The organism is Galactobacter valiniphilus, assembly GCF_003575975.1.
GTDB lineage: Bacteria > Actinomycetota > Actinomycetes > Actinomycetales > Micrococcaceae > Galactobacter > Galactobacter valiniphilus.
Map to the genome: position 1 here is coordinate 87,886 of NZ_QQXK01000008.1, position 11,681 is coordinate 99,566.

Here is an 11,681-nt window from a genome sequence, read left to right on the forward strand (position 1 = left end):
GTCAGTCGCGCGCCGGGCGCAGCACCCCAATCAAGGTGTCGAGGACGGAGGCGTCCTCGATGGTGCCGGGGACCTGGTAGTCCTCACCGTCGGCGATCTGGCGCATCGTCTTGCGCAGGATCTTGCCCGAGCGCGTCTTGGGCAGGGCGGCCACGACGCGAACGTCCTTGAAGTCGGCCACGGGGCCGATGTCCTTGCGGACCAGGGCGATGAGCTGGGGAGCGAGCTCCTCCTCGCTCAGTTCCACCCCGGACTTGAGCACCACGTAGCCGCTGGGGCGCTGCCCCTTGAGCGGGTCGTTGACGCCGATGACGGCGCACTCGGCGACCGCCGGGTGCGAGGCGAGCACCTGCTCCATGGCGCCCGTGGAGAGGCGGTGACCCGAGACGTTGATGACGTCGTCGGTGCGCCCCATGACAAAGACGTAGCCGTCCTCGTCCAGATAGCCGGAGTCGCCCGAGGCGTAGTAGCCGGGGAAGGCGCTCAGGTAGGAGGAGACGAAGCGCTCGTCGTTGCCCCAGAGCGTCGTGAGGGCGCCGGGCGGCAGCGGGAGCTCCAGGGCGATGTTGCCCTCGGCGTTCGGTTCGCTCACCTGCTCGCCGAAGGCATCGAGGATGCGCACGCGGTAGCCGGGCACGGGCAGGGTGGGCGAGCCGAGCTTGATGGGCTGCGGGTCCAGGCCGAACGGGTTGGCAGCGATGGGCCAGCCCGTCTCGGTCTGCCACCAGTTGTCGATCACCGGCTTGCCCGTCACCTCGGCGGTCCAGGCCGCCGTATCGGGGTCGAGGCGCTCGCCGGCGGCAAAGATCGCCTTGAGCTCGGAGAGGTCGTACTGGCCCACGAGCTCGGCCTGCGGATCGGCCTTGCGGATGGCGCGCAGCGCCGTGGGGGCCGTGAACAGGGCGCGCGCGCCGTGCTCGGCGGCCACGCGCCAGAAGGCTCCGGCGTCCGGGGTGCCCACGGGCTTGCCCTCGTAGAGGACCGTCGTGGCGCCCACGAGCAGCGGCGCGTAGACGATGTACGAGTGGCCGACCACCCAGCCCACGTCGGAGGCGGTGAACATCGTCTGCCCCGGGCCCACGCCGTAGATGTTGCGCATGGACCAGGCGAGGGCCGTGCCGTAGCCGCCCGTGTCCCTCACGACACCCTTGGGCGCGCCGGTGGTACCCGAGGTGTAGAGGATGTAGAGCGGGTGGGTGGAGGGCACGACGGCGGGAGGGGCCGCGGGCGCGGCGCTCACCAGGGCGGCGGCATCGTGCCAGCGGGTGCCGGGCACCGACTCGTCCACATCGGAGAGGCCAGTGGCGAAGCCCTCGCGCGGCGTCACCAGGACGTGAGGCACGGTGTGCTCGGACAGCCGCAGGGCCTCGGCGAGCGTCGGCAGGTACTCGACGCGACGGTTGGGCTCCACGCCGCCCGTGGCGGTGAGGATCGCCGCCGGTGCCGCGTCGTCGATGCGGCTGGCCAGCTCGCGCGGGGCAAAGCCGCCAAAGACCACGGAGTGGATGGCGCCGAGGCGGGCGCACGCGAGCATGCCGATGACGGCCTCGGGGATCATGGGCATGTAGAGGAGGACGCGGTCCCCCACGCCCACGCCGAGCCCGGCGAGCGCCCCGGCGGTCTTGGCCACCTGCTCCAGCAGCTCGCTGTAGCTGTAGCTGCGCTTCAGCCCCAGCACGGCCGAGTCGTAGATCAGCGCTGCCTGCCCGCCGCGGCCGGCGGCGACGTGTCGGTCGAGGGCGCTCACGCTCAGGTTGAGCGTGCCGTCGCCGAACCAGGAGTACAGGGGTGCGCGGCTGTCATCGACGCCCTGCGTGGGCTGCTTGTCCCAGGCGAGGGCCGAGGCCGCCTCCAGCCAGAAGCCGCTCGGATCCTCTTCCGCCCGCCGATAGCTCTGCGCGTAGCTGCTCATGGGTTCCCTCTCGCTGCGAGCGCCCGGGCGCCCGTTGGTACCGGTGGGGACGCGGCGTGGAGGCGCCGCTGCCCCGTCGCGCTGAGCCGCCAGGCGACCACAGGGTCGTGGCGTGGCTCACACGCGCTTGCCGATATGTATACACGGATTCGATGAACTTGGGGAGACTTGCGGGCGAATTTCCCAAACGTGGCGCCAATCACCCCGTCTGTGTATACACTGACGGCATGAAGGCCAGTGATCGCGCTTACAAGGCGCTGCGCGGAGACATCGTCGAATGGCGGCTCTCCCCCGGCGCCCCGCTGCCCGAGGTGGAGCTCGGGGAACGCCTGGGACTCTCGCGCACCCCGGTGCGCGAGGCCATCGCCCGGCTCGTCGCCGACGGCCTCGCGACCCAGAGCGCTGGACGCCTCGTGGTCTCCCCCGTCTCCCCCGATGCCGTCGACCGCCTCTTCGATGCCCGCCAGGTGCTCGAAGTCGCCACGGCCCGGCTCGCCGCGGCCTCGCCCCAGCGCGCCGTCGCCGGCTTCACTGCGCTCGCCGAGGCCTTCGAGGAGGCGGCTTCCGCCGGATCCCCGTCCGTGGTGCGCTTCTACGATCTGGCCGGCGAGCTGGACGAGCGGCTCGACGAGGCAGCCGCCAACCCCTACCTTGCGCAGGCCCTGCGCGGCCTGCGCCTGCACCTGGCGCGCGTGCGCCGGGTCTCCCGGGATCACCCGGAGCGGCTCGTCGCCTCGGCCGGCGAGCACGCGAGCATCGCCCGCGCCGTCGCGCTCGGTGACACCGAGCTGGCGGCCGCCGCGACCGTGATGCACTTGCATCACTCCCTAGCCCACATCAAGTCCCATGCCCCCGGAGCCACCGACGTCTCGGACGCCTCCGGCCAGCACACCTTCGCGGCCACCGCCGCGCGATGAGAGGAACACCATGATCAACCACACCGTGCGCGTCTACCGCAGCGAGGAAAACCTCCCCCGCGAGGAACAGCTGGCGTACAAGATCGCGACCGTTGCCGCCGATCCCGTGGCGCTGGACCAGGACGTCGTCGACATGGTCATCAACCGCATCATCGACAACGCCTCGGTGGCCATCGCCTCCCTCAACCGCGGCCCCATCGTCTCGGCCCGCGGCCAGGCGCAGGCGCACCCCGTCACCACGGGTGGCCGAGGCGCCAAGATCTTCGGCACGGACGAGCCGGTCGCCGTCGAGTGGGCGGCCTGGGCCAACGGCGTGGCCGTGCGCGAGCTCGACTACCACGACACGTTCCTGGCCGCCGAGTACTCCCACCCGGGCGACAACATCCCGCCGATCCTCGCGGTGGCCCAGCACGTGGGTTCCACGGGCGAGGACCTCGTGCGCGGCATCGCGACGGGCTACGAGATCCAGGTGAACCTGGTCAAGGGCATCTCCCTGCACGCCCACAAGATCGACCACGTCGCCCACCTCGGCCCCTCCGCCGCGGCCGGCATCGGCACGCTCCTGCACGCCGACGTCGAGACGATCTTCCAGGCCGTCGGCCAGGGCCTGCACACCACGACCGCCACGCGCCAGTCGCGCAAGGGCGAGATCTCCACGTGGAAGGCCCACGCACCGGCCTTTGCGGGCAAGATGGCCGTCGAGGCCGTGGACCGCGCGCTGCGCGGGCAGACCTCCCCCGTCCCGATCTACGAGGGCGAGGACGGCGTCATCGCCTGGATGCTGGACGGCAAGGACGCCAACTACACGGTGCCCCTGCCCGCCGCCGGCGAGTCCAAGCGCGCCATTCTCGACACCTACACCAAGGAGCACTCGGCCGAGTACCAGGCTCAGGCCTGGATCGACCTGGCCCGCAAGCTCAACGCCGAGCACCCCGAGCTCACGGATCCCGCCAACGTCAAGGCGATCGTGCTGCACACGAGCCACCACACCCACTACGTGATCGGCTCGGGCGCCAACGACCCGCAGAAGTACGATCCGACGGCCTCCCGCGAGACGCTGGATCACTCAATTCCGTACATCTTTGCCGTGGCCCTGCAGGACGGCGCGTGGGACCACGTGGTCTCCTACTCGCCCGAGCGCGCCGGCCGCGAGGACACCGTGGCGCTGTGGCACAAGATCACCACCGTCGAGGACGCCGAGTGGACGCGCCGCTACCACTCGCTCGACCTCAACGAGAAGGCCTTCGGCGGCCGCGTCGAGATCGAGCTGGCCGACGGCTCCACGATCGTTGACGAGATCGCCGTCGCCGACGCACACCCGCTGGGCGCCCGCCCCTTCGGCCGCGCCGAGTACATCAACAAGTTCCGCCAGCTCGCCTCCTCCAAGGTCTCCGCGGCGGAGATCGACCGCTTCATCGCTGCCGCCGAGAACGTCATGAACCTGGGCGCCGGCGAGCTGGACCAGCTCAACATCAAGGCCGCCGTGGAGCTCGAGGCCTCCCCGAAGGGTCTCTTCTGATGCTGTACTCCCACACCACGCCGGCGCAGAAGCGCGAGGCCTTTCGGGCGGCCCTCAAGCCGGGTGCCGCGCTGCAGTTCCCGGGGACCTTCACGCCGCTCTCCGCCAAGCTCATCCAGGAGCAGGGCTTCGACGGCGCGTACATCTCCGGCGGCGTCCTCGCCAACGAGCTGGGCCTGCCCGACGTCGGGCTGACCACCCTCACCGAGGTGGCCCAGCGCGGCGCGCAGATCGCCCGCGTGACGGACCTGCCGTGCCTCATCGACGCCGATACCGGCTTCGGCGAGCCCATGAACGTGGCCCGCACGGTCCAGGAGTTCGAGGACGCCGGCCTCGCCGGCACCCACATCGAGGACCAGTTCAACCCCAAGCGCTGCGGCCACCTCGACGGCAAGAACATGGTGGACCTGGACACGGCCATCAAGCGCATCGCCGCCGCTGCCGACGCCCGCCGCGACCCGAACTTCCTGCTCATGGCGCGCACCGACCTGCGCGGCGTCGACACGCTCGGCGCCACGATTGAGCGCATCAAGGCGCTCGTGGATGCTGGTGCCGACGCGATCTTCCCCGAGGCGCTGAAGGACCTGAGCGAATTCGAGAAGGTCGCCGAGTCGATCGACGTGCCGATCCTGGCCAACATGACCGAGTTCGGGAAGTCGGAGCTGTTCACGCGTGAGCAGCTCGCGAACGCCGGCGTGGCCATGATCATCTACCCCGTCACGAGCCTGCGCAGCGCGATGGGCGCCATTGAGCGCACTTTGGCAACGATCAAGGCCGAGGGCACCCAGGAGGCGGCCGTCCCTGACATGCTGACGAGGACCCGGCTGTACGAGCTCGTCGATTACGAGGGCTACAACCGCTTCGACAACGGGATCTTCAACTTCCGGGTGCCGACGACCGACATCGACACCAACAACGCGAACCTGTCCTGAGAGAGGAACCATGACCGAGATCAAGAAGGGCCTGGCCGGCGTCGTCGTCGACTACACCGCCGTGTCAAAGGTCAATCCGGAGAGCAATTCCCTGCTGTACCGCGGCTATCCCGTGCAGGAGCTCGCCGCTCACAAGAGCTTCGAGGAGGTGGCGCTGCTGCTCTGGAACGGGGAGCTGCCCACGCCCCAGGAACTCGCGGCGTTCACCGAGTCGGAGCGCACCGAGCGCGATCTTGACCCCCGCGTCAAGGCCGCCATCGACCTGCTGCCGCTGAACTGCCACCCCATGGACGTGGGGCGCACCGCCGTCTCCGTGCTGGGCGCCAACGACGAGCAGGCCGAGGATTCCTCGCCCGCCGCCGAGCTGGCCAAGGCCAAGCGTCTCTTCGCCGCCTTCCCCGCCGTGGTCGCCTACGATCAGCGCCGCCGCCGCGGCCTGGACGTCGTGGACCCGCGCGAGGACCTCGACTACGCGGAGAACTTCCTCTGGATGACCTTCGGCGAGGAGGCGGCCCCCGAGGTCGTCGACGCCTTCCGCGTCTCGATGGTGCTGTACGCGGAGCACTCCTTCAACGCGTCGACCTTCACGGCGCGCGTCGTGACCTCGACGCTCTCCGATCTGCACTCGGCCGTCACGGCCGCGATCGGCGCGCTCAAGGGCCCGCTGCACGGCGGCGCCAACGAGGCAGTCATGCACACCTTCAACGAGATCGGCATCCGCACGGACGAGTCCCGCGAGGACGCCGCCGCTCGCGCGAAGGCGTGGATGGAGGACGCCTTGGCCCAGAAGAAGAAGGTCATGGGCTTCGGCCACCGCGTCTACAAGCATGGTGATTCCCGCGTGCCCACCATGAAGGCTGCGCTCGATCGCATGATCGAGCACTACGACCGCCCCGAGATGCTCGGTCTGTACGACGGCCTCGAGCAGGCCATGGACGAGGCGAAGGCCATCAAGCCGAACCTCGACTACCCGGCCGGGCCCACGTACCACCTCATGGGCTTCGACACGGAGATGTTCACGCCGATCTTCATCGCGGCTCGCATCACCGGTTGGACGGCGCACATCATGGAACAGCGCGCCGCCAACGCCCTCATCCGCCCGTTGTCCGAGTACAACGGCGTTGAGGAGCGCCACCTGGGCTAAGCGCCCAGACCATCGACCCGGGAGGCGGTCGGTGTGTTGAACGAGCTACGGAGCTGCTCGTTGCGCGCGCCGGCCGCCTTTCGCCGCCGCGGTGGCTGCTGCGCGCCCCAGGGCAGAGCGGCGATCCTCGGGACGCCGGCGAGGGCGGATCGCCCACGGGACGCACGGGTCCCCGCGCTACCGTGCCGCGAAACCACAGCGCGCGGCCCCGGGCCTCCCTACGCCCGCCTCCGCCACGAAGGACCCGCCCCATGTCGCTCCCCAGCCCTTCCCCCGCCGACGCGATCCCCGCCGGTCAGGCCACCGGCGCCTCGCTCCCGTACTTCGACGCCGCGGCGGTCCGCGCCGCCCTGCCATGAGAGCGGGCGGTGGACGGGCTCGAGTCCGCCCTGCGAGGCGGCCTCGACCCCGAGGTGGACGCCGAGCGGCTCTTCTCCCCCACCCCGCACGGCGAGTTCCTGCTCATGCCGGCGGTCGCCGAGGCAACCATGGGCATCAAGGTGCTCACCGTCAGTCCCGGCAACCCCGAGCGCGGACTCGAGAAGATTCAGGGCAGCTACCTCCTCTTCGACGCCGAGACGTCGGCCCCGCTCGCCGTGCTGGACGGACTCGAACTGACGGCCGTCCGCACGCCCGCCGTCACGCTCACGGCGTTGCGTTCCCTCGCCGCGGCGGCACCGGAAGGGGACGCCCTGCCCGCCGCCCCCGAGGTCCTCGTGTTTGGCGCCGGTATCCAAGCGCTGAATCACCTGCTTGCCCTCGCCTGGTGCTGGCCGGGCGCCCGCTTTGGCGTCGTGGGTCGACGCGCCGAGCGCGTTGCCGCACTGATCGCCGGCGCGGCGCAGGCGGGCGTCGGGGTCTCGGACCGCGGGACCGACGTGGAGCGCGCCGTGCGCGGCGCGCACGTCATCGTCACGCTCACCACGGCCACCACACCGCTGTTCGACGGCGGGTGGGTGCGTCCCGGCGCGATCGTCGCCGCCGTGGGCCAGCACGGCCTGCACGCCCGCGAGGTCGACCACGCGCTGGTGCTGCGCTCCGACGTCCTGGTCGAGGGTCGCGGGTCCGCTCTGCGCGAGGCAGGGGATCTCATCCCCGCCCGCTCGGCCGAGGAATGGGTACGGCTGGCCCCGCCAAACCTCGCCGACGCGGCCCTCGATCGGCTGCGACGGCGCCCGGGCGCGCCAGCCCTGTACTGCGGGGTGGGCATGTCATGGGAGGACCTCGTACTCGCCTCGCTGGTGCACGGGAGCGCAGGGACCGCGGCGGCGTGACCCGCCGTCGAGCTCTCACATGACGCTTGCATGACGCCGACCGCACGATCGGCTTCTGCCTCCATCGCCCGCACCGGGGCGGGTCCCTCGCGCGAGGATGGCCCGCCCCGCCGCCATCCACGTCGGCGCCGCGCGGCGTGGTGTGCAAAGTGCCTACGGTGCGCGTTTTCCCCAGGGCATTCCGGCCAAATCCAGCACGGGGCGTGTCGTAGCTTCAAGCCACGGCAGTGACAGACATCACGTGCCCGACTTGCAGCCACTCCCCCTCTGGAAGGCATCCCATGAAGAAGACGTTCCCCATGCTGATGGCCCTCGGAACCGCCGGGGCCCTCGCGCTCAGCGGTTGCGCCGGCGGTAGCGCCGCCCCTGCCGACGGCTCCTCGGCCCCGGTCAAGATCGGGTTCTTCGGCTTTGCCGCCTCGAACTCCTTTGCCCAGGGCACGTTCAGCGGCGTCAAGAAGGCCGCCGAAGCCAACGGCGCCACCGCCACCTTCGTCGATGGCAACTTCGACGGCCAGGCCCAGGCTCAGCAGATCACCGACGCCGTCACCTCGAAGCAGTTCGACGTGATGATCGTGCAGGCGAACGACAACCTGGTGGTCAAGCAGCCGCTCGAGAACGCCATCAAGGCCGGCATCACCGTCGTCATCGAGTTCGTCCCGGTCGGTGACAACTTTGACACCACCGAGCCGCAGATCGAGGGCGCCATCAGCATCGTCGACCCGCCCGTCGGCAACGGCAAGGGCCTGGCCACGATGGGCCTTGACGCGTGCAAGCAGGTCTCGGGCGAGTGCGAGGTGGCCTACATGGAAGGCAACCCCGCCCTGCCGCTAGATAACGCAAGGACCAAGGCCGTTCTCGATACCCTCGCGACCGGCAGCAACGTCAAGGTCCTGCCCAAGGTCACGGGCGGTTACACGCAGGACGATGGCCGCAAGGCCTACCAGAGCATCGTTCAGGCGAACCCCGGCGTCGACGTCATCATCGGCTCGACTCAGGCCATCGCCGGGGCCTGGGAGGCCGGCGGCAAGGACACCGAGATCAAGTTCGTCGGCAACGGCGCCTCCATCCAGGCCGTCGACCACGTGCGCAACGGTGACTGGTTCGGCATCTGGTCGATCGACGTTCTCAAGGACGGCGAGACAGCTGCCGAGTACGGGATCAAGAAGCATCGCGGCGAGGACGTCGCGCTGGCCACCGCGGAGAGCTCTCTTGGCGTGAACAACGGGCTCGGCACGAAGGAGGCCCTGGACAAGGCCAACTTCGTCTCCGGCTACAACGAGTGAGCCTCCTCGACTCACGATCGCGCCGTTCGTGAGTCCGCCGCGGTCCGGGGCGACCCGGACCGCGGCTCCCACCACGTCTTGAGAAAGGCCTCGCCATGTCGCGCGCACCCGCCGCAGCCCACTCGCCCTCCCAGCACACCTCCACGGATCGCCAAATGGCACCCACGATCACCCTCGAGGGGGTGGGTAAGAGCTACTCGGGCACGTCCGTCTTGCGTGGGGTCAGCCTCAGCATCGTCCCCGGGGAGATCCACGCATTGCTCGGAGAGAACGGGGCTGGCAAGTCGACGCTGCTCAAAATTCTCGGTGGCGTCATCTCCGCAGATGAGGGCACTGTTCGCTTTGGCGGACGCGAGGTGCGGGTGGGAAGCCCCCGCGAGGCCATCGATCTTGGGGTGTCCCTCATTGCCCAGGAACTGGCACTTGTCCCCCAGCGCACGGTGCTCGAGAACATTTTCCTTGGTCGGTGGGACAACGTCGCGGGGTTTTCCCGCGACGGCGCCGACCGCTCTGCGGCGGCATGGATCATCGACGAACTCGGATTCGATCTCTGCCTCGATGACCTGGTCTCGACGCTCTCCCTCGGCCAGGCCCAACAGCTCGAAATCGTGAAGGCGCTTGCACGGGGTTCAAAGGTGCTGTGTCTGGATGAACCGACAGCGGCACTCGGCGAGCAAGACACGCAGAACTTGCTCAAGGTTCTGCGCAGGCTGGCAAGCCAAGGGACCACCGTCATCATCGTTTCCCACTTCCTCGACGAGGCGCTCGGCCTCGCCGACCGCATGACCGTCCTCCGCGACGGCGAGCACATCACCACGGACACGACGCAGGGCTACACACCTCGCGATGTTGTTGCCCTCATGGTGGGCAGGGAGGTGGGTTCCCTCTCGGCATCCCCCGACCCCGTGCCGACGGACGCGGCCGTGGTGCTCGACGTCGAACACCTGAGCAACACGCGGATCACGTCCATCACGCTGCAAGTGCGGGCCGGGGAGATCGTCGGCCTCGCCGGCCTGATGGGCAGCGGACGCAGCGAAACCCTCATGGCCATTGCCGGAGCGGATCGGTCAAGCGCCGGGCGCATCAGCGTTTCAGGCACTCCGTTGAAGCGCTCGTCGTTGCGCGCTGCCATGCGCGCAGGCGTTGCGCTGATCCCCGAATCCAGAAAGGAACAAGGGTTGGTCCTGGGGCGCGGGGTCGGGGACAACGTTGCCCTGCCTTCGCTGCGTCGGCGCCAGGTGTTCGGCTGGATCCAGCGCGGTCGCGAGCGCGAGACGGTGAGTACCGCCATCACCAGCGTCGACATCCGGGGCCGCGTTGAGCATGTCTCAGTGGGCGAGCTCTCCGGCGGCAATCAGCAAAAGGTGCTGTTCGCCAAGTGGCTCGTTGAGGCTCCCCGGGTGCTCCTGATCGACGAGCCAACCCGCGGTGTCGACATCGCTGCCAAGGCAAACATCCATCACCTCATCATCGAGCTCGCGCGCCGTGGCACCGCCGTGATCGTCGCCAGCTCCGACCTCGAAGAGGTCCTGTCCCTGTCCCACCGTCTGCTGGTGCTGCGTCAGGGCGCCGTCGCAGCCGAGTTCGGTCGCGGCGCCCCCGCGAACGACGTCATGACCGCAGCCTTCCTGTAGGAGAGAATCGTGCACACCCCCACCGCACCCCAGTCAGCGGCGCCGGCACCAGCCGACGGCCCCGACCGCCCACGCCCCGCCGTCGAGTCGCATCGAGCGGCACGTCGTCCCCGCCTGCCCTTTGATCTCAAGGACTTCGGAGTGCTCGGCGGATTGCTCGCCATCATCGTTTTCCTGAGCGTCTCCACCTCGACGTTCCTCACGCAGCAAAACCTCGTCAACGTGCTCGACCAGACGGTCGTCATCGGCCTCCTGGCGGTGGGAGCGACGATCTGCATCATCAGCGGTGTCTTCGACCTCTCGGCGAGCGCAAACCTCGCCATCTCCGCGATTGCCGGCGTGTACTTCACTCAGCACTTCGGTGTGGCGCTCGGCTTCGTCCTCGCGCTCATCACCGGCGCCGCGTTGGGAGCGATCACGGGATCCATCATCGTGTTCACGCGCGTGCATTCGTTCATCGGGTCGCTCGCGACGAGCATCATCTTCCGCGGCATCGCCGTCGTGCTGACCGGCGGCGCCATCGTTGCTCCTTTGGCCTCTCAGTCCGAGGCCTTCCGGGTCTGGACCTCTCCCGTCGTGGGAGGGATCACCGCGGGCACGGTCCTCTTCGTCGTCGCGATCGTCGTCTTCGGCCTGCTCCTGGCCCGCACCACCTACGGCCGCAGGGTCTACGCGGTCGGCGGAAATATTGAGGCCGCGCGGCTCGGCGGCGTGCGCACGGGCTTGATGCACATTTCGGCCTTCGCCATCAGCGGGCTGTGCGCGGCGGCCGCGGGCATGGTGCTCGCCTCCCGCGCCGGCTCCGCCCAACCTGCCATGGCCACGGGGTACGAGCTCACGGCCATCGCTGCAGTGGTCATCGGCGGCACCAGCATCATGGGTGGCACGGGAGCCGTGTGGCGCACGGCGGTCGGCGTGGTCTTGCTCACCATCATCGCCAACGGTTTCAATCTCTTGGGATGGAACACCACGTATCAGCAGGTGGTCACCGGCGGCCTCATTCTCGTGGCCGTCGCGGCCGACAGCCTGATCTTCCAGCGCCTCAAGCGAAAGTAAGACACCC

At 69.3% G+C, this 11,681-nt stretch carries 9 protein-coding genes; 8 read left to right on the forward strand and 1 reads right to left on the reverse strand.

Annotation, left to right across the window (positions count from 1 at the left end; genetic code table 11):
- Position 1 precedes the first annotated feature (1 nt).
- Entirely contained in the window at positions 2-1,912 is a 1,911-nt protein-coding gene (locus DWB68_RS05560; RefSeq protein ID WP_119424153.1) for an AMP-binding protein, read from the reverse strand.
- A gap of 227 nt (positions 1,913-2,139) precedes the next feature.
- Here DWB68_RS05560 and DWB68_RS05565 point away from each other — a divergent pair, with 227 nt between their 5' ends.
- The 8 genes from DWB68_RS05565 (at position 2,140) to DWB68_RS05600 (ending at position 11,674) form a co-directional block, all read left to right on the forward strand.
- On the forward strand, positions 2,140-2,829 hold the full coding sequence (locus DWB68_RS05565; protein ID WP_119424154.1) for a GntR family transcriptional regulator: 690 nt from the start codon (positions 2,140-2,142) through the stop codon (positions 2,827-2,829).
- A gap of 10 nt (positions 2,830-2,839) precedes the next feature.
- The gene (locus tag DWB68_RS05570) at positions 2,840-4,348 is read left to right on the forward strand and encodes an MmgE/PrpD family protein (RefSeq protein ID WP_119424155.1); all 1,509 of its coding nucleotides are present in this window, start codon (positions 2,840-2,842) and stop codon (positions 4,346-4,348) included.
- Complete coding sequence (gene prpB / locus DWB68_RS05575) at positions 4,348-5,280, forward strand: methylisocitrate lyase (RefSeq protein ID WP_119424156.1); 933 nt, start codon at positions 4,348-4,350, stop codon at positions 5,278-5,280. Before DWB68_RS05570 ends, prpB begins: the two co-directional genes overlap by 1 nt.
- Positions 5,281-5,290: 10 nt before the next feature.
- Complete coding sequence (locus DWB68_RS05580; protein ID WP_119424157.1) at positions 5,291-6,424, forward strand: bifunctional 2-methylcitrate synthase/citrate synthase; 1,134 nt, start codon at positions 5,291-5,293, stop codon at positions 6,422-6,424.
- A 368-nt stretch (positions 6,425-6,792) separates the two neighbouring features.
- A complete protein-coding gene (locus DWB68_RS05585; RefSeq protein ID WP_233548633.1) occupies positions 6,793-7,698 on the forward strand; it encodes an ornithine cyclodeaminase family protein in 906 nt (301 codons plus the stop codon).
- A gap of 281 nt (positions 7,699-7,979) precedes the next feature.
- Complete coding sequence (locus DWB68_RS05590; RefSeq protein ID WP_199700391.1) at positions 7,980-8,984, forward strand: sugar ABC transporter substrate-binding protein; 1,005 nt, start codon at positions 7,980-7,982, stop codon at positions 8,982-8,984.
- 155 nt (positions 8,985-9,139) lie between these two features.
- Positions 9,140-10,618, forward strand: coding sequence for a sugar ABC transporter ATP-binding protein (locus tag DWB68_RS05595; RefSeq protein ID WP_119424158.1), 1,479 nt, complete (start codon positions 9,140-9,142; stop codon positions 10,616-10,618).
- 9 nt (positions 10,619-10,627) lie between these two features.
- Positions 10,628-11,674 (forward strand): ABC transporter permease, encoded by a 1,047-nt coding sequence (locus tag DWB68_RS05600; protein ID WP_233548634.1) that lies wholly within the window; start codon positions 10,628-10,630, stop codon positions 11,672-11,674.
- Positions 11,675-11,681: the final 7 nt, after the last annotated feature.